The organism is Streptomyces sp. NPDC107538 (genome assembly GCF_055657445.1).
The window spans coordinates 807,192-830,763 of the sequence record NZ_JBVKAY010000004.1 but is presented as its reverse complement, the minus strand read 5'-3'; the positions used below and the strand labels follow the sequence as shown (position 1 = coordinate 830,763).

The window sequence follows — 23,572 nt, the reverse complement described above, 5'->3', positions numbered from 1 at the left end:
TCAGCGGCGTCACAGGCGCTTGAGGACCGCCTGCTTGGCCAGGGTGAACTCCTCGTCCGTGAGCACCCCGGACCGGTGGAGGTCGCCCAGTTCGCGCAGGCGGCGCAGCAGCGCGTCGTGGTCCTCCTCGGGCGCGGGCCGGTCCTGGGGCGACGGGGACGAGGTCAGCTGCTTCGGTGCCGGGGACGCCGGATGCGGGAGCCGGGCCTGTACGGCCGCCGCGACCAGGGCCATCAGCGGGTCCTTCTTGAAGCCCCACAGCTCCACGGAGTTGGGGTCGTACTTGGGCGGCGCTTTGGTCGGCGCGTTCCGCACGGTGAAGCGGAGGTGGCCGTTCTCCAGGCCGACCGAGGGCTGCCACTCGACGCCCGCTATGTCCGCCAGCGACAGCGTGCGCGCCCCGGAGGCCGCCTTGGCGTCCTCCGTCTTCCAGTTCCACTCCAGGCGTACGTGGTCGCCGTCGAAGCTCGCGGTGCCGTCGCCGGCGGAGACGGAGAGGGGGACCGCCGGGCCGGCCAGGAGGTAGGCGTTCACCGCGTCGGCCGGTACCTCGTCCAGGAGCAGCGCGTTGCGGATCTCGTCCACGAAGTACTCGGCGACGCCGTACCGGTCGGAGTCCACGCTCAGCTGGTACGGGTCGTTGGAGTCGGCGAGCCGGCCGCCGGTCGCCTGGAGCAGCGGGTCGGAGCCGTCGCGCAGCCGCAGCCTCAGCCGCCCCGACTTCTTGCCCTGCTCGAACGAGATACCCGCCAACGCGCCCAGTGGTACGGCGAGTTCACCGAGGGTCTTGCGGAGCAGGCTCACGCTCTTGTCGCGGCCCGGGGTCAGCCGCAGGGTGTCGCCGTCGAAGGTCCAGGTGCCGTCCCGCTGGAGGATTTCCGCCATGACAGGGATTGTTCCATCGGTCGGCAGATGAGATGGTCTAGACCTGAGGGTGCTTCTGAGGGGATGGTGGTGTCGTCCGTTCGGTTGTGGAAGGGAGCACCTTGTGAGACCGCGCCACCGATCGACCCGCCTCCTCGGTTCGCTGCTGCTCGTGGCGGCCGGGATCCTCACCGTGGGAGCCGCACCCGTGTCCGAGAAGCCCGACTCCGGCGCCGACACCGCCACGATTCCGCTCGGGCGGGTGATCCCGGCCCCCGCCTCGGTCCGCGCCGACGGATCGCCGTACCGGCTGCGGAGCGATACGCGCATCGCCGTGTCCGGCGGGCCCGAGGTGCGCCGGGTGGGGGAGTACCTCGCGGGGATCCTGCGGCCCTCGACCGGGTACCGGCTGCCGGTCGTCGAGCGCGGGGACGCCGGGCGCGGGGGCGCCGGGCGCGGCGACGGTGAGCGCCAAGAGGCCGGAATCCGACTGCGGTTGGCGTCGAAGGAGGCCGGTCTCGGCCAGGAGGGCTACCGGCTGGAGAGCGGGCGCTCCGGGGTGACCCTCACCGCCCGCGCGCCCGCCGGGCTCTTCCACGCCGTCCAGACGCTGCGCCAACTCCTGCCCGCCGCCGTCGAGAAGGACTCCGTGCAGCCCGGCCCCTGGCTGATCGCGGGCGGCACGATCAAGGACACCCCGCGCTACGGCTGGCGCGGCGTGATGCTCGACGTCTCCCGGCACTTCTTCACCGTCGACCAGGTCAAGCGGTACATCGACCAGGTGGCGCTGTACAAGTTCAACAAGCTGCACCTCCACCTCTCCGACGACCAGGGCTGGCGCATCGCCATCGACTCCTGGCCGCGGCTCGCCCCGTACGGCGGCTCCACCCAGGTCGGCGGCGGCCCCGGGGGCTTCTACACGAAGGCCGACTACCGGGAGATCGTCCGGTACGCCTCCTCGCGCCACCTGGAGGTCGTCCCCGAGATCGACATGCCCGGCCACACCAACGCGGCCCTCGCGTCGTACGCCGAGCTGAACTGCGACGGGGTCGCGCCGCCGCTCTACACCGGGACCGAGGTCGGGTTCAGCTCCCTCTGCGTCGACAAGGACGTGACGTACGACTTCGTGGACGACGTCGTACGGGAGCTGGCCGCGCTCACGCCCGGGCGGTATCTGCACATCGGTGGGGACGAGGCGCACTCCACCAGCCACGAGGACTACGTGAAGTTCATGGACCGGGTGCAGCCCGTCGTCGAGCGGTACGGGAAGACGGTCGTCGGCTGGCACCAGCTGACCGGGGCGACTCCGGCGCGGGGCGCTCTCGCGCAGTACTGGGGGCTGGACAGCACGGAGGCCGCGGAGAAGGAGCGGGTCGCGGACGCGGCGCGGAACGGGACCGGGGTCGTACTGTCGCCGGCCGACCGGATCTACCTCGACATGAAGTACGACAAGGACACGCCGTTGGGGCTCGACTGGGCCGGGTATGTGGATGTGCGGCGGGCGTACGACTGGGATCCGGGGGCGTATCTGGAGGGGGTGCGGGGTTCCGCGGTGCGGGGGGTTGAGGCGCCGTTGTGGACGGAGACGATCGGGTCCTCGGCGGATGTTGAGTACATGGTGTTTCCGCGGCTGCCGGGGGTCGCCGAGTTGGGGTGGTCGCCGGAGGCCGCGCTCGGGTGGGACGGGTATCGGGGGCGGCTTGCTGCGCAGGGGCCTCGGTGGGAGGCGTTGGGGATTGGGTACTTCCGTGCGCCGGGGGTGCCGTGGCCTGGGGCGCGGTAGGGGGTGGGGGTGCGGTGCCTCTGCGTGTGCAAGCGGTGGCGGTTCTCGCGCGGTTTCCACCGGACCCGTGCCCGGGTACGAAGCGCGACGGGCACCTCGGAGGACCGTTCTCCGAGGTGCCTGCGTTGTCGCACGAGGCTGCGTTGCTGTGGGGACAAGACGAGTCCGATGCGCGGGCCCCGGGTACTTATGGAGCACCCTCGACCCACCGTGCAACGCCCTCAAACGCGTCGAGAGTCCTGCCGTCGTGTGACCCGAACCATCTGCGGCACTCTTGGCCGAGCTGGTCGTACAAGTCCGCTGCGCCGCGGGGGTCGCCCGAGCGGCCAGTGAGTTCAGCGAGCTCCATTCGCGCAGTGATGACGTCTGGATGAGAAAAGCCATGCTTCAGCCGAAGCTTGCGCACTTGTCGCTCCGTCTGACGAATTTCCTCTACGAACCCCGTATTGACGTGGGGTGTGCCTCCTCCCATGCCCTTGATGTTCTGCTTCATCTCGTTCTTCATCTCTGGGGTCCGCTCAACCTGCTGTACCGCGTGGATGACCACCCGTGCGTTCTCCGGTCGGTCTTCCGGGTTCTTGGAAAGCAACTTCATGATCAGGTTGTCCAGCTGCTCCGGAACGCCGGACACTGTATCGCTAGGCCTGCTTGGGAGCTTGTGTTGGTGGGCTTGGGCAAGAGACGCGGGATCCGATGTGCGATCTCCAAAGGGAGGCCAACCTGTCACCATCTCGTACATCACGCAGCCGAGAGAATAAAGATCGCTTCGCGCGTCGCCAGATTCCATGCGGCAGCGTTCCGGCGAGGTGTACAACGGAGTTCCGGTGCCGCTGTTTGTTTCGGTGGCGTCTGCGAAGCGTGCCAGTCCGAAATCGACTATGCGGACGTCGCCGCGGTCTTCTGTGATCAGGATGTTGCCAGGCTTGATATCGCGATGAACCACTCCTTCGTAGTGGGCCGCATCGAGCCCTTCGGCAATCTGCATGGTCCAGCGGACCGTGCGTTCGAGGGGTAGGGGTGTGCCACCCAGATATTCGGCGAGCGGGCTGCCTTCGACGAGTTCCATGACCAGGAATGGGGTGTCGCCGTCCATGTGGCGGTCGTGGATTGTAGCGACGTAGGCACTCTGGACCTGCGCCATGGTCGTGCTCTCGCGGACAAACAAGTCCAGTAAGTGGGAGACCCGCTCACTGCTCGGATTAATTCCTGTCAGGCGACTGAGTGCCAAGAACTTCAGTGCTACGCGTCGATCGAGGTTGTGATCGTGTGCCTCCCACACGTCTCCCATGCCACCGCTGTCGCGGTGTCTCAACAACTCGAATCGATTGTTGGGGCCGACGAACTTGCTCTCACTCACCATGTTCATCCGCGTTCCCGGACTCTTGGGATCTGGCCTTGTCGGACTCTATTTCAGCAGGTTCGCTCCAGATGTCTGTGCCCCAAGCGGCGATCCGGGACGGTGCATCGAGATGATCCAGCCACGCCACGAAGAAGACTTTGCGCTGCTGGAGTCCACGCCTCAGTGTGGCGCTTCCTGACCGGGCGGCGGTCGTACCTGCCAGCTGTAGTTTTTGCTTTCGGACGGGGACACGGCGCCACTCGAAGATTGCCCAGCCCATACCGATGAGTACACAGAGACCCAGGAGTACGCGAGTAAGGCCGGGCGTGGAGGGGATCGCCAGACCGCAGCTCGCTACCGTGACGACAAGGGCGCCGGCGAGTCGACCCCGCGCCAGACGCACTGAATCGATGTGCTGGTTCGTTCGTTCCTCGATCGTGTGTGTCAGCTCCGTGACGAGCGGATCGGCAGCCACGGCGGCTATTGGGTGAGCAGGGACAGCCCGTTGCCACCCCTCCACCGCGAATCGCAGCTCTTGGGGAAAGAGGCCTTGTGATCGGCTTGAGTAGTCTTGCGTCGCGTTCAGTATGTCCGGCCACAGGAGTCGCAGGGCGAACAGGCGGGCCTCATCCCCCAACTTGACTGCATCCGGCACAAACACGGCGTTCACCAGCAAGTTGTGCAGATCGACCGGGCCTCGTGCGTCAAGGCGGGTGGCGTGTTCTGTGAGGGCCGCCCGCGTATCACCATCGTGTTCGATGAGCAAACGCAGGTAGTTCATGCGGTCGTTCACCTTGGTCTCGTCCGGGTCGAGTCGATTGATGAGGGATTCCAGTGCGCTCTCGGCGTGCCCACGACTCGTGTCTTTCGCTGCCTCCTCTGCGAAGACAAAAGACTTTTTCAAGTGGGCTAGTGTGGCTTCCGGGACTGTTGAGAGTTCCCATCCTCTGCTCAGCAGGTCCCATTGATCTGAACATAGCTGTTCCAATTCCCTGAAGTCCCGGCTCGGAACGGACTTGCGTAAATCCCACATGTGCCGGATTGTCTGGTTGGCGCCGGTGTCTGTGGTGGTCAGGTCAAGTTGCCCGGCCCAGCGCTTCATGGCCTGTTTGGCGTAAGAATGCGCGTCGATCCCCAACTCGTTGCAGGCGATGGCGTCGAGAACGATCTGGAAGTCCTCGTCGAGGGCGTACGGGTCGAGGGAGCGCAGGTAGCGATCCATCCAGCGGGCTGCCTGCCCCATGTCTCCCAGGCGTGAACAGGTCAGAGAAAAGAAGAGGTTGGACTTGCCCATGTCCAGCGAGTACGCCTGACTCCGTGCACGCTGGCCGCGCTCTGGTTCGTTTCGATAGCGAGCGGCGAGGGCCACGATGGATGGAGCCAGCCAGAAGGAGGGCGTCATGAGCAAGCGCTCCCCAGCACACGCCGCCACCAAGTCCCTGTCCACGACGTCGCGTTCAACGGCATCCTTGGTCAGCGTGTGCACGAGTCCTCGGGCCAGGGCTCGAGTGTGTCGACGCTGTTCAAAGCGGCTCTGCCATTCGATGGTGAGCTGGGTCAGTTCGGCTTCGGCGGCGGCACGCGCCTGATCCTTGGCGTACCGCTCCGTGAACTGGTCGAAATCTCGGGTGAGTTGGTCAACGGCGTTCGAGACGTTGCTGACCGTACTCGCCACGCCGTGCACTGCGGAGGTGAGACCCCTGACGCTGTCGCGTACTTCGGTGATCTCTTCCTCCATTGAACCAACGGTCTCTCGTAGTAGACCGATGTCGTGCTCCAGTCCGATGACGGCGGCCATCAGCTCGTTGGGCGTGGGTTCATCTGCGAAGTCGTCCGTCATGTGTCCCCCGAGGCACGTAGGTTCAGCCACGGCTAGTGTGGGCCACATCGGTCGCCACAGCCACAGGGGGAGTCGTGGAACAGCTGAATCGGCCCGTTGATCGTCTCTTTTTCGGACGCGACGACGCGGAGAACGACTTCACGAGTGGTCTGCTCCGACGCGGTTTCCAGCCGACCCACGCTTACGCTGCCGCACTCAGCGGGCGTAAGTCGCTGGTCATCGGACGCAAAGGATCAGGCAAGAGTGCCATCTGCGCGCAGCTCAGCGTCGGAGGGGCTTACGGTGGGGTCGCCATAGCGATCACACCCGATGACCCCTCGGGTGATGAGATACGCCGCTTCGACCTGCAGGGTCTTACTTCAGACACCGCCAAATCGCTGATCTGGCGATATGTCTTCGCGATTCAAGCCGCACGTTACTTGACGTCCCACGCCCGCGATGCCCATGGCAGCCGGCGTTTACCGGGCTCGGTGCGTGCCCTCCGGGACTTCCTTGTGGCCAATGGCGAGTCGGGCGACGGGCAGTTGGCGGATCGGCTGAGGCGTGGTACGCGCCGTCTCCAGTCGGCAACACTCGCACTGAAGATGTTCGGTGTCGAAGCGAGTGTCGAGGCAGTGGGCGGATCTGAAGGCGGAGGCACGGAAGGGGCGCGTGCGATCAGGCAACTCGATGCCTTGGAGTCAGGAGTGTGCGCCGCCTTCGCTGATCTGAGCTGCGCTGTGCTGCATCAGCCATTACTGATTCTTGTCGACCAATTGGAGCAGGTGTGGCAAGCGGATCCAGAAAGTCATGCGCTGGTCACCGGTCTGTTGTTGGCGGCCAAGCGTGTCACCGGCACATATGGTCAGGCCGTCAGGTGCGTTCTGTTCCTGAGGGCTGACATCTATGACCGTCTGAACTTCTCCGACGGAGACAAGTTCCGCAGTGACGAAATCAGGATCACCTGGACTCGGGACGCACTCCGCGATGTTGCGCTGGCCCGGGCCCGGCTCTCCCTGGAGAGGCCGCTCACAAGTGGCCAACTGTGGGGTGAGATCTTCCCTGCTCAAGTCCAGGGTGAGCCGACGGCTGACTACCTTTCGCGCCTATCACTCCCTCGCCCTCGTGACGCCATTCAGTTCCTGACCCTGTGCCGGGATGCCGCTGCAGAGCATGGTCATTCCACGGTGCTTGAGGATGATATTTTGGCGGCCACAGAGCAGTTCTCCAGGTGGAAGCTGGAAGATCTGGCGACGGAATATAACGTTGGATTTCCATTCTTGCGACCGATCTTCGCCTTGTTCGAAAATGGCGGTTACATGGTGCGGCGTCATGACTTAGGAGCCCGCTTCGAAGCCATTCGTGAGCCACTGGAGCGAGCCCACTCCGCGTACACGGAGCATCTGACGTCGCACGCTGTCATCGAGTCCCTGTATGCCATCGGATTTCTCGGCGTACGTCGGGGCTTCGGTGTCGTTTTCGCCGGCGACTCACAACTTCCTGTACAGCCGTACGAGGACGAGCTCCACGTGCACCCATGCTTTCGTCCTGCTCTCAACTGCCGTACGGTCGATGGAACTACTTCTTTCGACACGGGTCCGCAGACTCTTGGCGCAGATGTTCTGGTGCGCACCCAGCACGCGGGTTTCCTGCGAAACATCACTGCGACCGATGCCGGATTAGAGATGGACCACCACGCCAGGATCCTTGACAGACTGGCGCTTTCCTGTGAACGCCTGTTGCGTCTCCTCGGCCGGTCAGCGTTGTCGGGAGACCTCCGTGCTCACCTGACTGGAATGGTGGACGCAATGAAGCGCAACGCTGAGACGGTGCGTGACGCGCCCAACAGAAGAGACTCACTAGAAGCGACGGTCCAAGTCACCTCTGCCGCTCACATGCTGCGTGCCCTGGGGGAAAAACTTACAACTGACGGTTACGCCGATGAGCCCGTCACGCTTCGATTCGCTGATGAGGCGCGGACTCTGGAGCGGATGCTGGGTGGGGCTGTGGGCAGCGGGGGCGGATCGGATTCGGTGGGGTGAGGCAGCGCAGCGTCGATCTCGGCGTCGTTGATAACCGGACCGACCAGGATTGATACGGCGACGGGCACCTCGGAGGACCGTACTCCGAGGTGCCCGTCTGCTCGGGGGGCCTAGAGGCCCGTGAGGGGGTTTTTCAGGGTGCCGACCAGTTGGAGCGCACCCGCCGGGTCCGCGAGGTCGACCATCTGCTTGTTGTCGCGGAGTTGGAGACGGTTGAGGCAGGAGAGGGCGAACTCGGGGGCGAAGAGGTCGTACTGGGCGAATTTTTCGGCGAGTTCGGGCGTCGCGTGCTGGTAGTCGCGGACGGTCTCGGCTACCGTGCGCCAGAACTCCTCCTCGTCCAGGACCCCTTCCTCCGCGAGGTTCGAGGCGAGGAAGCGGAAGAAGCAGTCGAAGACGTCCGTGAAGAGGGAGAGGAGTTTCTTGTCCTCGGGGACGTCCACGCGGAGGCGTTCGACCGCCGGCGGGAGGACCGCGTCCGGGTCCATGACCGCGATCTCCTCGGCGATGTCCTTGTAGATCGCCCGCTCGACGACACCGTCCTTCACCACCAGGATCACGTTCTCGCCGTGCGGCATGAAGACCAGGTCGTAGGCGTAGAAGCTGTGGAGGAGGGGGGTGAAGTAGGCCCGGAGGTAGCGGCGCAGCCACTCCTTCGGGGTCAGGCCCGAGCGGGCGATCAGCGCCGCCGCGAAGCCGTTGCCCTCGTGGTCGACATGGACCAGGGAGGCCATCGTCGCCAGGGACTCGCCCTCCTGGAGCGAGGCGACCGGGCTCTCGCGCCACAGCGCGGCCAGCATCTTGCGGTACGCGGAGAACTTGTCGGTGGCGGCCTCGTACTCCAGGTGCCGGTAGCCGACGGCCGCGCGCTCGCGGATGATCGACAGGCCGGTGGACTTCAGGACCGGGTCGTTGTCGATGAGGCCGGCCAGCCAGTCGTTGATCGCCGGCGTCGCCTCCATGTACGCCGCCGACAGGCCGCGCATGAAGCCCATGTTGAGGACGGAGAGCGCCGTTTTGACGTAGTGCTTCTCGGGGGCGGAGCTGTTGAAGAAGGTCCGGATCGACTGCTGGGCCACGTACTCGTCGTCGCCCTCGCCCAGGCACACCAGGTTCCGCTGCGCGACCTCGGCCGCGAAGGTGACGGTGAGCTTGTTCCACCACTGCCAGGGGTGGACCGGGATGAAGAGGTAGTCGGCGGGGTCCAGCTCCAGGCCGGTGAGGACGGAGTGGAAGCGGTCGACCGTCTCCTTGCCCAGCTCGTCCCGCAGGAAGGTCTCGTACTCGATGCCGACGCCCGCCGTGAACGCCGCCCGTGAGCGGTGCGCGGCCAGCCAGACCAGGCGGACCGGGCTCGCCGTCTCGGGGGCGTACGACAGGTACTCGTGGACACCGAAGCCGAGGCGGCCGTTGTTGGCGACGAAGCAGGGGTGGCCCTCGGTCATCCCCGTCTCGATGGCCTGGAAGCCGGAGTCGACCAGCTCGGCGACGGTCGTCTGCGGCTTGGTGAGCTTGTAGCAGGTGCCGGACAGGGTGGAGGAGATCTCCTCCAGGTAGACCGGCAGGATCTCGTTGCTCAGGCCGAGGGACCGCTTCAGTTCGATGAAGAAGTCCAGGGCGGCCAGAGGGAGGTCGACGCCGTCTCGTTGACGGGAGATCGAGTCGGCGTCGACCTGCCAGTGGTCGAGGGCGCGCCGCACGGCGGTGAACCCGTAGCGGGTCGAACCGTCGTCGCTGCGGACCTCGAAGCGCCCGTCGCCGGTGGCCTCCGGCGTGATGAGCCGCTCATGGGCGAACTCGGCGAGGGCTTTGCGGATGAGCAGGCGGTTGGCCCGGGCCCAGCGGTGGGGGGACAGATGCGCCACGGCATCGGACAGGGTCATACAGCTACTCCTTGGGCAGCCAGGCTCTGGCTGCTCTGGCTGTCGGTGAACTGCTCTCGCGTGCAGAAGCTCAGCAGTGCGCGCTTCTCCGGCTTGTCGATCTCGCTGTGGGGGACGAAACCGACGACTTCGTTGAGGGCGTGGACGGCCTTGTTGGAGACGTCCGGCTCGACGACGACCCGGAGGGTGGCCGGGTCCTCGAAGAGACGCGCCATCACGGCGGTGATCACGGCCCGGGTGAAGCCGTGCACCGGCGTGTCCGTCGGCGGCACCAGGAAGTGCATACCGACGTCACCCGGCTCGGGCTCGTACAGGCCGACGAGTTCACGGTGGACGGGGTCGTACCGCTCCATGAGGAAGACGGGCTCGCCGTCCAGCAGGCCGAGCAGGGCCTCCTGGTGCGGATCGGCCGCGACCTCCATGTACGCCCGCTCCACGTCCTCCAGCCGGGCGTCCTGCATCATCCAGTACGCCGCCTTGGGGTGCGTCACCCAGCGGTGCAGCAGCTCGGCGTCGCTCAGCGGGTCCAGCGGGCGGAAGGTGAAGTCCGTGGCGCGTGCGCTGTCCGTGCCGCTCATACGGCGAACTCCTGGAACGCGATGGTCTTCTCCACCGGGTAGTACTCCGTGCCGAGCAGCTCGCGGATGATGTACGCGTTCCGGTACGGGCCCATGCCCAGGTCGGGCGAGGTGATGCTGTGGGTGTGGACGCCGGCGTTCTGCAGGAAGATCCCGCGGCCGGTGGTGTCGACGGCGTAGTTGCGGGCCACGTCGAAGTTGCCCTGGGAGTCGTAGACCAGCCGGTCGCGGACGGGCTTGAGGAACTCCGGCTCGGCGTACTTGTAGCCGGTGGCGAGGACCAGGCCCTGCGAGGTCAGCTCGAAGTCCTTCTCCTGCTCCTCCTGGCGCAGGCCGAGGGTGTACGTGCCGTTCTCGTGACGCACGCTGTTCAGCGCGGAGTTGGTGAGCAGCCGGGTGGGGAGCGGGCCGCCGAGGCTCTTCTGGTAGAGCAGGTCGAAGATCTCGTTGATGAGGTCCCCGTCGATGCCCTTGAAGAGGCCCTTCTGCTCCTGGGTGAGGCGGTAGCGGGTCGGCTCCGGCAGCTCGCGGAAGTAGTCGATGTACTCCGGGGAGGTCATCTCCAGCGTGAGCTTGGTGTATTCGAGGGGGAAGAAGCGCGGGGAGCGGGTCACCCAGTTCAGCTGGTAGCCGTGGACGTCGATCTCGCTCAGCAGGTCGAGGTAGATCTCGGCGGCCGACTGCCCGGAGCCGACCAGGGTGATCGACTCCTTCTGCTGCAACTCCCGCTTGTGTGCCATGTAGCGGGAGTTGTGGATGAAGTCGCCGCCCAGACCCTGCGCGGCCTCCGGGATGTACGGGGGCGTACCGGTGCCGAGGACGAGGTGTCGGGCGCGTAGGACGTCGCCGTCGGCCGTCCGTACGACGTAGAGGTCGTCCTCGTACGTCACCTCCGTCACCGTCGTGTTGAAGCGGACGTTGCTCAGCCGGTTCGCGGCCCAGCGGCAGTAGTCGTCGTACTCGACTCGCAGCGGGTAGAAGTTCTCGCGGATGTAGAACGAGTACAGACGGCCGGAGTCCTTCAGGTAGTTCAGGAAGGAGTACGGGGACGTCGGGTCGGCGAGGGTGACCAGGTCCGACATGAACGGGGTCTGGAGGTGGGCGCCGTCGAGGAACATCCCCGAGTGCCACTCGAAGGCGGGCTTCGAGTCCAGGAAGATCCCGTCGAGTTCGGCGATGGGCTCGGTGAGGCAGGCGAGGCCGAGGTTGAAGGGTCCCAGCCCGATGCCGATGAAGTCGTGTGTTTTCACGGCCTGTTCAGCGGACCCGGCGGATGCGGCGGGTTCAGGAAGCGACGCGGTCAAGGGATTCTCCCAGGTACTGCTCGGCGTGGCCGGCGATCAGATCGAGTACGGCGGCGATGTCCTCGGCCGTGGTCTCGGGGTTGAGCAGGGTGAACTTCAGATAGTGGCGACCGCCGACCTTGGTGCCCGCGACCACGGCGTCGCCGGAGGCGAACAGGGCCTTGCGGGCGTACAGGTTGGCGCGGTCGATCTCGGCCGGGTCGGTGACGGCCTCGGGGATGTAGCGGTAGACCAGCGTGGAGAGCCGGGGCTCGACGACGACGTCGTAGCGCGGGTCGGCGGCGAGCATCCGCCAGCCCTCCTCGGCCAGGTCGCAGACCTCGTCGAAGAGCTGGCCGATGCCGTCGGCGCCCATGGTGCGCAGCGTCATCCACAGCTTGAGCGCGTCGAAGCGGCGGGTGGTCTGCAGGGACTTGTCGACCTGGTTGGGGATGCGCTCGGTGACCATGCGGCGCGGGTTGAGGTACTCCGCGTGGTAGGTGGCGTGGCGCAGGGTGGACGCGTCCCGGACCAGAACGGCGGACGAACTCACCGGCTGGAAGAAGGACTTGTGGTAGTCGACGGTGACGGAGTCGGCGCGCTCGATGCCGTCGAGGAGGTGGCGGCGCTTGAGCGAGACGAGCAGTCCGCAGCCGTAAGCGGCGTCGACGTGCATCCAGGTGTCGTACTGGGCGCACAGCTCGGCTATCTCGGGCAGCGGGTCGATGGAGCCGAAGTCCGTGGTGCCGGAGGTGGCGACGACGGCCATGGGGACGAGACCGTCGTGCTTGCAGCGCTCCAGCTCACGGGCGAGCGCCATCGTCTGCATCCGCTTGTCGCCGTCCACCGGGATGGTGACGACGGCGTTCTGGCCGAGGCCCAGCAGTTTCGCCGACTTCTTCACGCTGAAGTGGCTGACCTCGGAGGCGAAGATCCGCAGTTTGGCGAGGTCGTCGGTCTTGGCCTCGTCGCGGGCCAGCAGCAGGGCCTGGAGGTTGGACTGCGAGCCGCCGGAGGTGAACACGCCGTCGGCGGCGGGCCCGAGGCCGATGCGCTCGTTGGTCCAGTCGATCAGTTTGCGCTCGATCAGGGTGCCGCCGGCCGACTGGTCCCAGGTGTCCAGGGAGGAGTTGACGGCGGAGAGGACGGCCTCGCCGAGCACGGCCGGGATGACGACCGGGCAGTTGAGGTGGGCGAGATAGCGCGGGTGGTGGAAGTAGATCGCGTCGCGCAGATAGACCTCCTCCAGCTCGTCGAGGACTGCGGCCGTGTCGTGCAGCGGCTTGTCGAGGTCGATCTTCTCGATGTGGGGGGAGAGGGCGTCGACGGTGACACCGGTGAACGGTCGGTCGGTGGTGGCGAGTTTGGCCGCCACCCGCTCCACGCCTTCGGTCACGGTGCGGCGGTACCGCTCCGCGGTCGTGTCATTGAGCAGGTGCGAGCGCATGGGGAGGTCCTCCGAGCGGGGCGGTCCGGGTGGGACGGAGAGGTGAGTGGGGGGTGACATCACGTCGTCCAACTTAGGTAAGCCTAACCTAACTAACTTCCGAGAAGTCCGGGCGCACCCGTGACTGTGGTCACTTCGGTTTCTCGGGCAACTCCGTTTACTCGCCGCGCTCCCGCAGCTGCTCCTCCGTCAGACCCTCACGCCAGTACCCGACGAAGGTGACGCGGCGCTTGTCGATCCCGCGCTCCCGCACGAGATGACGGCGCAGCTCCTTCACCCGGCCGGACTCACCGGCGATCCAGGCGTACGGCAGCTCGCTGGGCGGCAGTTGGGCGGCGCGGATGGTGTCGAGGGCGGTGGGCGCCGCCTCGGTCCGCACCAGCCAGGTGATCTCGGCGTCGGCCTCGGTGGCCAGGTCCTGGATGTCCCCCGGGTGGTGGACCTCCAGCCAGACCCGGGCCGGGGTGCCGGCCGGCAGCGACTCCAGGATCGCGGAGGCGGCGGGCAGTGCCGTGTCGTCACCCCAGATCAGCACCAGATCGGTGTCGGCCGGCGGGCGGAACCGGATCGCCCGGTTGTCGGCGATCGCGGGCCCGAGCAGTACGACCCGGTCCCCGGCCTTCGCCGTCGACGCCCACCGGGACGCCGGGCCGGCGGGCGCGGCGGCCTCCGGCTCGACCCCGTGCAGCACGAAGTCGATGTCGATCCCGACGGTGTCGCCGTGCGCGTCGCACCGCAGCCCGCGCAGGGTGTACGAGCGCATCACCGCCCGTACGTCGTCCGGCAGTTCCCGCCACGCCTGCCACCAGCCGTCCCCCAACTCATAGGGGACGGCGGGGGCTTCCTGCCCGGGGTGCGGCAGGAACAGCGACAGCGACTGGTCCCTGCCGTCGGAGTGGAAGAACCTGAGGTCGTCCCCCGCGAAGGAGACACGTACGAGGGACGGCCCCAGCCGCTCCGTCCGTACGACCTGAAGAGAGAAGAAACGGAAGGGGGCGGCTACGGCCGTCGTCATGGGGGCTCCTGGGTAGGGGGCGGGAGCGTGTGCGGGAGGGTGCGCGGGTGTTCGTGGGCGGGTGCGGGTCCGGTGGGGCTTCTCGCGCAGTTCCCCGCGCCCCTTAAGGGCCTACGGCCCTTTCGGGCCGAAAAAGCACGGGGCGCAGCCCCTGCTTTTTCAGGGGCGCGGGGAACTGCGCGACCAGCCCCCACCGGACCCGCAGTCGACCCATGGCCTCAGCCCTAACCGACCTTCTTCGCGTTCTCGATCGCCTCGGCCAGCTCCTCCAGAAGCGGCGCGCACTTGTCGTAGGAGAGAATCGGCTCGGGGTTACGCCCGATGACCTGCCCCGCCTTGACCGCCGGCAGCTTCTTCCACGTCGCCTCTTCGATCGCGTCCGGCTGGATCGCCGACGTGCGGTTGTCCATGATGATGACGTCCGCGTCGTACTTGTCGACGTTCTCCCAGCTGAGGTTCTCGAACCAACCCCCGCTGGCCTTCAGCACCTCCGCGCTCGGCTCGACGAAGTTCACGCCGAGGGCCTTGAAGTACTCCAGGTCGATGGAGAGGTTCGAACCGGAGACGTAGAAGATGTCCTGGCTGGCGGAGCCGGCGAGCACCTTGATGTCGGGCTTGGCCTTGGTCGCCGCGCGCAGCCGGGCCGCCGCGTCCTCGAACCGCTTCTTCGCCGCGGTGATCTTCTCGGACCCGGTGTCCGCGCCCAGCGACTTGGCCAGCTCCAGCACCCGCTGCAGCGGCTCGGTCAGCTGGATGTCGTACGCGGAGATGCCGACGCTCGGGGCGAGCTTGGCGATCTTGTCCTTGGAGGCCTCGGGCACGTACCAGAGGGTGCCGGCGTCGTCGAACATCGTGGTGATGAGGACGTCGGGCGCGAGGGCGGCGTACTTCTCGACGTTGAACTCGTCCCAGACGTTGCCGAGGACGGTGACCTTGCTGACGTCGAGGTCGCCGGCCTGGACGTCGGCCTTGCCGTCCGCCGTCTTGGTCGGGCCGAAGACGCCCTTGACGTCGATGCCGTAGTCGAACAGCGCGGCGGCGACACCCACGAAGGCCACGATGTTCGCCGGGACCTTGTCGGTCTTGGCGGTCACGCCGCGGTCGTCCTTGAAGGACCAGGGGCCGGACTTGGCGGCAGCCGTCTCCTTGTCGGAGCCAGTGCCGCTGCTCGTCGAGTCCTCGTCTCCGCAGGCGGCGAGCACGGCACCGAGACCGAGTGCGCCACCGGCGGCGAGGATGCCACGGCGGGTGAGGTGAGCGGCTCTGGCGTTGGACATGTGTATGGCTACTTTCGAACGGGGCGGAGTGCCGCCCGAGGGTGAGTTCGAAGGTAGGTTAGCCTAACCTCACCACTTGTCCAGAGGGTGGTTCCACGGAGTGGAATGCCCAGGTCCACCCCCGCCCTAATCTTTGAATCCCCTGTGAATCGAAGGTTCATGGGGCTGGTGGGGGTCGGTTGAAGCGTAAACCTGTGGGGTGTGACCCCGATGTGCAGGGAACGTGAGCGGGTTGAAGGGCCTGCGCAAAGAGGGCGAAAAGGCACCCGGCCCGCCTGAGGCGAGCCGGGTGAGAGGGTGCCGGAGCCCTGCTGTCATCGCTGATTCCGGCCATCATTCGAACGTACCCTGTCGGTCAGCCGACCAGCCCCAACTCCCGGGCGATCAGCATCCGCTGCACCTCGCTGGTGCCCTCGCCGATCTCCAGGATCTTGGAGTCGCGCCACATGCGGGCGACCGGGTATTCGTTCATGAAGCCGTAGCCGCCGTGGATCTGGGTGGCGTCGCGGGCGTTGTCGACGGCGATGGTGGAGGAGTAGAGCTTCGCCAGGGCCGCCTCCTTCTTGAAGGGGTCGCCGGAGACGAGACGGGAGGCGGCGTCGCGCCAGGCGAGACGGGCCGTGTGGGCCTTCATCTCCATGTCGGCGATCTTGAACTGGATGGCCTGGTTGGCGCCGATCGGCCGGCCGAAGGCGTGCCGTTCCTTGGCGTACTTCACCGACTCGTCCACACAGCCCTGGGCGAGACCGGTCGCCAGCGCCGAGATGGCGATCCGGCCCTCGTCGAGGATGCGCAGGAACTGGGCGTAGCCGCGGCCGAGTTCGCCGAGGAGGTTCTCCGCCGGGACCCGGACGTCCGCGAACGACAGCTCCCGGGTGTCGGAGGCGTTCCAGCCGACCTTGGAGTAGGGGGCGGCCACGGTGAAGCCCGGGGTGCCGGACGGGACGATGATCGAGGAGATCAGGGGCTTGCCGTCCGGGGTGCGGCCGGTGACCGCCGTGACCGTCACCAGGGCCGTGATGTCCGTGCCCGCGTTGGTGATGAAGCACTTGCTGCCGTTGATGACCCACTCGTTCGTCGACTCGTCCAGGCGGGCCGTCGTCCGGGTCGCGCCCGCGTCCGAGCCGCCGTCGGGCTCGGTGAGGCCGAACGCGCCCAGCACCTCGCCGGAGCAGAGCCGCGGCAGCCACTCGGCCTTCTGGGCCGGGGTCCCGAAGAGATGGATCGGCATCGCGCCCAGCGAGACCCCGGCTTCGAGCGTGATCGCCACGGACGAGTCCACCCGGGCGAGTTCTTCGAGGGCGATCCCGAGCGCCAGATAGTCGCCGCCCATACCGCCGTGCTCCTCGGGGAACGGCAGCCCGAACAGCCCCATACGGCCCATCTCGCGCACGATCTCGTACGGGAACTCGTGCCGCTCGTAGAAGTCGCCGATCTTGGGCGCGACGACCTCGTGCGCGAACTCCTCGACCGTGCGGCGGAGTTCTTCCAGCTCGGGAGAGAGGTGGTGGTTCATGGTCACTCCTGGTGGGAGAGGGCTCGTACGGTGCGGGACGGGCTGGGTCGGCCCAGGTGGGCGGCCATCCACGCGCTGGTGGCGACGAGGCGGCCGAGGTCGACGCCCGTGTCGATGCCGAGACCGTCCAGCATCCACACGAGGTCTTCGGTGGCGAGGTTCCCGGTGGCGGACTTCGCGTACGGGCAGCCGCCGAGGCCGCCGGCGGAGGCGTCCACGGTGGTGACGCCGTGCTGGAGCGCCGCGTAGGTGTTGGCGAGGGCCTGGCCGTAGGTGTCGTGGAAGTGCACGCCCAGGGAGAGGGTGGGGACGCCTGCCTCGTTCAACGCGCCGAGCAGCGCCTGTACATGGCCCGGCGTCGCCACGCCGATCGTGTCGCCGAGGCTGAGTTCGTCGCAGCCCAGGTCGAGCAGGGCGCGGCAGACCCGGACGACCTGGGGGACCGGGACCGCGCCCTCCCAGGGGTCGCCGAAGCACATGGAGAGGTAGCCGCGGACATGGACCCCCTCGGCCTTCGCCCGGGCCACCACCGGGTCGAACATCGCCAGTGCCTCGTCGACCGTGCGGTTGAGGTTGGCCTTGGCGAAGGACTCGGTGGCGCTGGCGAAGACGGCGACGCGGCGGGCGCCGAGCGCGAGGGCGCGGTCGAGGCCGCGTTCGTTGGGGACGAGGACGGGGAGGTCCACGGGCAGCTCGGCGACGCGCGGGAACAGGGCTTCCGCGTCCGCCAGTTGAGGCACCCACTTGGGGTGGACGAAGCTGGTGGCCTCGATCGTGGTGAGGCCCGCGTCGGCCAGACGGTGGACGAACTCGGCCTTCACCTCCGTCGGGACGGTTCCCTTCTCGTTCTGCAGGCCGTCCCGGGCGCCGACCTCGTGGATACGGACGCGGGCGGGGAGGCCGGGTTCGGGGAACGTCATGGGCAGGGTCACCGGGCCACCTCCGCGTGCTCCACGTGCTCCACGTGCTCCGCGTGCTCCTCGTGGGGTGCGACGACCGCCAGCACCTGGTCCATGGCGACGGTCGTGCCCGGGGTGACGTCCAGCTCGGTGACCGTCCCGGCGTGCGGCGCGGAGACGACGTGCTCCATCTTCATCGCCTCCACCACCAGCAGGCTCTGCCCGGCGGCCACCTCGTCCCCCACGGCCACCTTCACCACGGTGACGGTGCCGGGCATGGGGGCGGTGAGCGAGTCGGCCCCGGCGTGCGCGGACCGGCTCAGGGAGGCCGCCACGGGGTCGTGGTCCCGCACCTGCCAGGCGTCCCCGTCCCGGCCCAGCCAGTCGGCGGCGTGGTGGAAGGTGTGGGTGAGGCCGTCGAGGTGGAAGGTGAACCGGCCCGCGTCCCCGGGACGCGGGTGCGCGCCCCCGGGCCCCTGGAGGACCCCGGACCCCTGGAGGATCCCGGACCCCCGGAGGATCCCGGACCCCCGGAGGGCCCCTGACCCCTGGAGAGGGGTCTCGGCCCCGTCCGGCAGCACCTCGGCCCCGCCGCCCGACGCGCGCCGCACCCGTACGGTCACCGGTTCCTGGCCCGGCAGCCGCAGATGGTGCGCCGTCCAGGCCCGTTCGCCGCCCAGCCGCCAGCCGACGGCCGTGTCGAACGGATCGGCCCAACCGGTACGGGTGCCGGTGCCGGTGCCGGTGCCGGTGCCGATGCCGATGCCGGTGCCGGTCCCGTCGGTGCCGCCGTCGGCCGGGGTCAGCGCGGCCTGCCGCAGCAGCGCCGCCGCCGCGTACACCTCCTCCGGCACCTCCCCGTCGATCAGCCCCTCCGCCTCCCGCTCCACCAGTCCCGTGTCCAACTCGCCCGCCACCACCGCCGGATGGGCCAGCAGCCGCCGCAGGAACCCGGCATTGGTCTGGACGCCGAGGGTGACCGTCTCCGCGAGGGCCGCGCGGAGACGGCGCAGGGCGGTGGGGCGGTCGGGGCCGTACGCGATGACCTTGGCGAGCATCGGGTCGTAGAGGGAGCCGACCTCCGTGCCCTCGGTGAGGCCGGAGTCCGTGCGGACGCCGTCGCCGTGCGGCTCGCGCAGTCTCAGGACCGTGCCGCCCGAGGGCAGGAACCCGCGCGCGGGGTCCTCGGCGCAGATACGGGCCTCGACCGCGTGCCCCGTCAGCGTCACGTCCGCCTGGCCGAGGCCCAGCCGCTCGCCCGCCGCGACCCGGAGCTGCCACTCCACCAGGTCGACGCCCGTGACCAGCTCGGTCACCGGGTGCTCGACCTGGAGGCGGGTGTTCATCTCCATGAAGTAGTACGCGGACGGATCGACGCCGGGGACGATGAACTCGACCGTGCCCGCGCCCGAGTAGCCGCAGGAGCGGGCCGCCTGCACGGCCGCCTCGCCCATCGCCGCCCGGGTCTTCTCGTCGAGCAGGACGCTGGGCGCCTCCTCGATGACCTTCTGGTGGCGGCGCTGGAGGGAGCACTCGCGCTCGCCGAGGTGGATCACGTTCCCGTGGCCGTCGGCGAGGACCTGGATCTCGATGTGCCGGGGCCGGTCGATCCACCGCTCCACGAGGAGGGTGTCGTCACCGAAGGAGGCGCGGGCCTCGCGCCGGGCGGCGGCGATCTCGTCGCCCAGCACGGCCGCGTCCCGGACCAGCCGCATGCCCTTGCCGCCGCCGCCCGCGCTGGGCTTCAGCAGCACCGGCATGCCGATCTCCCGTGCGGCATCGGCGAGTTGGGCATCGGTCAGCCCGCTGCCGCTGGAACCGGGCACCACCGGCACACCGGCCGCCCGTACCGTCTCCTTTGCGCGGATCTTGTCGCCCATGAGGGAGATGGCGTCGGCGGGCGGGCCGATGAAGACCAGGCCCGCGTCGGCGCACGCCCGCGCGAAGGCGGCGTTCTCGGCGAGGAAGCCGTACCCCGGGTGCACGGCCTGGGCGCCGGTGCGGGCGGCGGCCTCCAGCAGCCGCTCCACCGACAGATAGCTCTCGGCCGCCGGCGCCGGGCCGATCCGTACCGCCGTGTCGGCCTCCCGGACGTGCCGGGCGTCGGCGTCCGCGTCGGAGAAGACCGCGACGGAGCGGACGCCGAGCGAGCGGAGGGTGCGGATGACGCGGACGGCGATCTCGCCCCGGTTGGCCACGAGGACTGTGTCGAACATCTGCTGGCTCCCCCTCACATCCGGAAGACGCCGAACTGGGGCTCACCCAGCGGCGCGTTGGCACAGGCGGTCAGGGCGAGGCCCAGGACCTGGCGGGTGTCGAGCGGGTCGATGACCCCGTCGTCCCAGAGCCGGGCGGTGGCGTAGTAGGCGTTGCCCTGGCGCTCGTACTGGGCGCGGATCGGGGCCTTGAAGGCGTCCTCGTCCTCGGCGGGCCACTCCTCGCCGCGCGCCTCCGCCTGGTCCCGCTTCACGGTCGCGAGGACGGACGCGGCCTGCTCGCCGCCCATCACGGAGATCTTGGCGTTGGGCCACATCCACAAAAAGCGCGGGGAGTACGCCCGGCCGCACATCGAGTAGTTGCCCGCGCCGTACGAGCCGCCGACGACGACCGTCAGCTTGGGGACCCGGGTGCAGGCCACGGCCGTCACCATCTTGGCGCCGTGCTTGGCGATGCCGCCCGCCTCGTAGTCCCGGCCGACCATGAAGCCGGAGATGTTCTGCAGGAAGACCAGCGGGATGCCGCGCTGGTCGCACAGCTCGATGAAGTGGGCGCCCTTCTGGGCGGACTCGGAGAACAGGATGCCGTTGTTGGCGACGATCCCGACCGGGTGCCCGTGGATCCGGGCGAAGCCGGTGACCAGGGTCTGCCCGAACTCCGCCTTGAACTCCGCGAACCGCGAACCGTCGACCACGCGCGCGATGACCTCGCGGACGTCGTACGGCGTACGGGAGTCGACCGGGACGGCGCCGTACAGCGTGTACGGGTCCACCTTGGGCTCGACGACCGGCTCGACCGACCAGGGGAGCGGGCCGCGGGAGGGCAGGGTGGAGACGATGGTCCGCACGATGCGCAGGGCGTGCGCGTCGCTCTCGGCGAGGTGGTCGGTGACGCCGGAGATCCGGGAGTGCACCTCGCCGCCGCCCAGCTCCTCGGCGGTGACGACCTCGCCGGTGGCGGCCTTCACCAGCGGGGGGCCGCCGAGGAAGATCGTGCCCTGCCCCCGGACGATCACGGCCTCGTCGCTCATGGCGGGGACGTACGCGCCCCCGGCGGTGCACGACCCGAGCACGGCGGCGATCTGCGGAATGCCCGCCCCGGACATCCGCGCCTGGTTGTAGAAGATCCGCCCGAAGTGTTCGCGGTCGGGGAAGACCTCGTCCTGCATGGGCAGGAAGGCGCCGCCGGAGTCGACCAGATACAGACAGGGGAGGCGGTTCTCGAGCGCCACTTCCTGCGCCCGCAGATGCTTCTTCACCGTCATCGGGTAGTACGTGCCGCCCTTGACGGTGGCGTCGTTGGCGACGACCACGCACTCGCGTCCGCCGACCCGCCCGATCCCGGCGATCACACCGGCGGCCGGTGCCTGCCCGTCGTACAGCCCGTCGGCGGCCAGAGGTGCCAGCTCCAGGAAGGGGGACCCGGGATCGAGGAGGGTGTCGACTCTGTCCCTCGGCAGCAGCTTGCCGCGCGCGGTGTGCCGGGCGCGGGCCTTCTCGCCGCCGCCGAGCCGGGCCGCGGCCAGCTTGGCGCGCAGCTCGTCGGCCAGCGCGCGATGGGCCTCCTCGTTGGCCCGCCAGGCTTCCGACGCGGGATCGGCCGCGCTGTGAAGCTCCGGTGCCTCGTGCATCCTGCGAACCCCTCACCTTGTTAATGAGCGTTAACGCATTTCCTTCAGGTTAACGAGCGCTAACCTCCCTGTCTAGAATTGGCCCATGGCCACCAGAACCGACGCCCCCACCCGCCGTGAGCAGATCCTCAAGGAGGCCGCGCGGCTCTTCGCCGAGCGCGGCTTCCACGGGGTCGGTGTCGACGAGATAGGCGCCGCCGTGGGGATCAGCGGCCCCGGTCTCTACCGGCACTTCGCGGGCAAGGACGCGATGCTCGCGGAGCTGCTGGTGGGGATCAGCGGGCAGCTGCTGACGGGCGCGAAGCGGCGGCTCGCGGAGGCGGACGGGGTGTCTCCGGGAGAGGTCCTCGACTCGCTCATCGAGGGGCACATCGACTTCGCCCTCGACGACCGTCCCCTGATCACCCTGCACGACCGCGAGCTGGACCGCCTCCGCGACAGCGACCGCAAGCTGGTGCGCCAGCTCCAGCGCCAGTACGTCGAGCTGTGGGTGGGGGTGCTGCGCGAGGTCCACCCGGACCTCACCGAACCCACCGCCCGCTCCGCCGTCCACTCGGTCTTCGGCCTGCTGAACTCCACCCCGCACCTGGGCCGCCCGGGCGCCCTCCCCGGCCGCGCGGTCACCGCGTCGCTGCTGCACCGGATGGCGCGGGGGGCGTTCGGGGCGGCTGCCGCAAAGGAGTGACGAGCGTTACGGAGGGGTGGGTCTGGACGGGGTTGTCTACTCGCCGGTACGGTTGGCTGAGCAAGCGCTTAGCCGTGTCGGGTCTGTCCGGTGGGCGCTGGGCACATCCGAAGGTACTCAGGTGGAGGTGACGGCGGTGCGCCGTACGGTGTTCAACGAGGATCACGAGGCGTTCCGGGAGACCCTGCGTGCCTTCATCGAGGCCGAGGTCGTGCCCGTCTACGACGAGTGGCTCGCCGCCGGCCAGGCGCCGCGCGAGTTCTACTACAAGCTCGCCGAGCTGGGTGTGTTCGGCATCCGCGTGGACGAGGAGTACGGCGGCGCCGGCATCGACTCGTACAAGTTCGAGGCCGTCCTGTACGAGGAGACCGCCCGCGCGGGCATCACCTTCGGTGGCTCCGGCGTGCACGTGCTGCTCGGCCTGCCGTACATCAAGCTGCTCGCCACCGACGAGCAGAAGAAGCGCTTCCTGCCGAAGTTCTGCTCCGGCGAGGAGATGTGGGCCATCGCGATGACCGAGCCGGGCACCGGCTCCGACCTCGCGGGCATGCGCACCACCGCCAAGCTCTCCGAGGACGGCACGCACTACGTCCTCAACGGCGCCAAGACCTTCATCACCGGCGGCGTCCACGCCGACCGCATGATCGTCTGCGCCCGCACCGCCGCCGCGACCAAGGAGGACCGCCGCCACGGCATCTCCCTCTTCGTCGTGGACACCAAGGCCGAGGGCTACTCGGTCGGCCGCAAGCTCGACAAGCTCGGCCTGAAGACCTCCGACACCGCCGAGCTGGCGTTCGTCGACGTCAAGGTGCCGGTCGAGGACCTCCTCGGCGAGGAAAACAAGGGCTTCTACTACCTCGGCCACAACCTCGCCTCCGAGCGCTGGGGCATCGCCTACGGCGCCTACGCGCAGGCCAAGGCGGCCATACGCTTCGCCAAGCAGTACGTGCAGGAGCGCGTCGTCTTCGGCCAGCCCGTCGCCGCCTTCCAGAACACCAAGTTCGAACTGGCCGCCTGCCAGGCCGAGGTCGACGCCGCCGAGGCCGTCGTGGACCGCGCCACCGAGGCGCTGGACGCGGGCGAGCTGACCGCCGCCGAGGCCGCCTCCGCCAAGCTGTTCACCACAGAGGTCGCCCACCGCGTCATCGACCGCTGCCTCCAGCTGCACGGCGGCTACGGCTTCATGAACGAGTACCCCATCGCCCGCCTGTACGCGGACAACCGCGTCAACCGCATCTACGGCGGCACCAGCGAGATCATGAAGACGATCATCGCCAAGGACATGGGTCTGTGAG

General features: G+C 68.2%; 17 protein-coding genes. 4 read left to right on the top strand and 13 right to left on the bottom strand.

Annotated elements, in window-relative coordinates:
• Nucleotides 1-9: 9 nt before the first annotated feature.
• On the bottom strand, nt 10-885 hold the full coding sequence (locus ACZ7MG_RS18090; RefSeq protein WP_471379633.1) for a DUF4429 domain-containing protein: 876 nt from the start codon (nt 883-885) through the stop codon (nt 10-12).
• 103 nt (nt 886-988) lie between these two features.
• On the opposite strand from ACZ7MG_RS18090, the gene ACZ7MG_RS18085 reads away from it, so the two are divergent.
• Entirely contained in the window at nt 989-2,647 is a 1,659-nt protein-coding gene (locus tag ACZ7MG_RS18085; RefSeq protein ID WP_471379636.1) for a beta-N-acetylhexosaminidase, read from the top strand.
• Nucleotides 2,648-2,834: 187 nt separating this feature from the next.
• Here the strand turns inward: ACZ7MG_RS18085 and ACZ7MG_RS18080 are convergent, their stop codons facing one another.
• Together ACZ7MG_RS18080 and ACZ7MG_RS18075 are read right to left on the bottom strand one after the other, a co-directional pair.
• A complete protein-coding gene (locus ACZ7MG_RS18080; protein ID WP_471379639.1) occupies nt 2,835-4,013 on the bottom strand; it encodes a serine/threonine-protein kinase in 1,179 nt (392 codons plus the stop codon).
• The gene (locus ACZ7MG_RS18075) at nt 3,997-5,826 is read right to left on the bottom strand and encodes a hypothetical protein (protein ID WP_471379642.1); all 1,830 of its coding nucleotides are present in this window, start codon (nt 5,824-5,826) and stop codon (nt 3,997-3,999) included. The genes ACZ7MG_RS18080 and ACZ7MG_RS18075 overlap by 17 nt, the downstream gene beginning before the upstream one ends.
• Nucleotides 5,827-5,900: 74 nt before the next feature.
• On the opposite strand from ACZ7MG_RS18075, the gene ACZ7MG_RS18070 reads away from it, so the two are divergent.
• Nucleotides 5,901-7,847: a P-loop ATPase, Sll1717 family gene (locus ACZ7MG_RS18070; RefSeq protein WP_471379645.1), complete on the top strand. Its 1,947-nt coding sequence runs from the start codon at nt 5,901-5,903 to the stop codon at nt 7,845-7,847.
• A gap of 110 nt (nt 7,848-7,957) precedes the next feature.
• Here ACZ7MG_RS18070 and ACZ7MG_RS18065 read toward each other — a convergent pair whose 3' ends face one another.
• The 10 genes from ACZ7MG_RS18065 to ACZ7MG_RS18020 form a co-directional block, all read right to left on the bottom strand.
• Entirely contained in the window at nt 7,958-9,730 is a 1,773-nt protein-coding gene (locus ACZ7MG_RS18065; RefSeq protein WP_471379647.1) for an IucA/IucC family protein, read from the bottom strand.
• Complete coding sequence (locus tag ACZ7MG_RS18060) at nt 9,727-10,308, bottom strand: GNAT family N-acetyltransferase (protein ID WP_471379650.1); 582 nt, start codon at nt 10,306-10,308, stop codon at nt 9,727-9,729. Before ACZ7MG_RS18060 ends, ACZ7MG_RS18065 begins: the two co-directional genes overlap by 4 nt.
• Nucleotides 10,305-11,558, bottom strand: coding sequence for a lysine N(6)-hydroxylase/L-ornithine N(5)-oxygenase family protein (locus ACZ7MG_RS18055; protein ID WP_471379652.1), 1,254 nt, complete (start codon nt 11,556-11,558; stop codon nt 10,305-10,307). The genes ACZ7MG_RS18060 and ACZ7MG_RS18055 overlap by 4 nt, the downstream gene beginning before the upstream one ends.
• Nucleotides 11,559-11,592: 34 nt before the next feature.
• Nucleotides 11,593-13,038 carry a lysine decarboxylase DesA gene (gene desA, locus ACZ7MG_RS18050; RefSeq protein WP_471379654.1) on the bottom strand — a complete coding sequence of 482 codons (1,446 nt, stop codon included), beginning with the start codon at nt 13,036-13,038 and terminating at the stop codon, nt 11,593-11,595.
• A 157-nt stretch (nt 13,039-13,195) separates the two neighbouring features.
• A complete protein-coding gene (locus ACZ7MG_RS18045) occupies nt 13,196-14,053 on the bottom strand; it encodes a siderophore-interacting protein (RefSeq protein WP_471379656.1) in 858 nt (285 codons plus the stop codon).
• 224 nt (nt 14,054-14,277) lie between these two features.
• Entirely contained in the window at nt 14,278-15,330 is a 1,053-nt protein-coding gene (locus ACZ7MG_RS18040) for an ABC transporter substrate-binding protein (RefSeq protein WP_471379658.1), read from the bottom strand.
• Between the two features lie 355 nt (nt 15,331-15,685).
• Entirely contained in the window at nt 15,686-16,846 is a 1,161-nt protein-coding gene (locus tag ACZ7MG_RS18035) for an acyl-CoA dehydrogenase family protein (RefSeq protein ID WP_471379660.1), read from the bottom strand.
• Nucleotides 16,847-16,848: 2 nt separating this feature from the next.
• Nucleotides 16,849-17,778 (bottom strand): hydroxymethylglutaryl-CoA lyase, encoded by a 930-nt coding sequence (locus ACZ7MG_RS18030; RefSeq protein WP_471379662.1) that lies wholly within the window; start codon nt 17,776-17,778, stop codon nt 16,849-16,851.
• Nucleotides 17,775-19,961 (bottom strand): acetyl/propionyl/methylcrotonyl-CoA carboxylase subunit alpha, encoded by a 2,187-nt coding sequence (locus ACZ7MG_RS18025; protein WP_471379664.1) that lies wholly within the window; start codon nt 19,959-19,961, stop codon nt 17,775-17,777. The genes ACZ7MG_RS18030 and ACZ7MG_RS18025 overlap by 4 nt, the downstream gene beginning before the upstream one ends.
• A 14-nt stretch (nt 19,962-19,975) precedes the next feature.
• Complete coding sequence (locus ACZ7MG_RS18020) at nt 19,976-21,592, bottom strand: carboxyl transferase domain-containing protein (protein ID WP_471379666.1); 1,617 nt, start codon at nt 21,590-21,592, stop codon at nt 19,976-19,978.
• 85 nt (nt 21,593-21,677) lie between these two features.
• Between ACZ7MG_RS18020 and ACZ7MG_RS18015 the strand changes: the two genes are divergently transcribed.
• Nucleotides 21,678-22,277 carry an SACE_7040 family transcriptional regulator gene (locus ACZ7MG_RS18015; RefSeq protein ID WP_471379668.1) on the top strand — a complete coding sequence of 200 codons (600 nt, stop codon included), beginning with the start codon at nt 21,678-21,680 and terminating at the stop codon, nt 22,275-22,277.
• A gap of 136 nt (nt 22,278-22,413) precedes the next feature.
• A complete protein-coding gene (locus ACZ7MG_RS18010) occupies nt 22,414-23,571 on the top strand; it encodes an acyl-CoA dehydrogenase family protein (RefSeq protein ID WP_391808302.1) in 1,158 nt (385 codons plus the stop codon).
• Nucleotide 23,572: the final 1 nt, after the last annotated feature.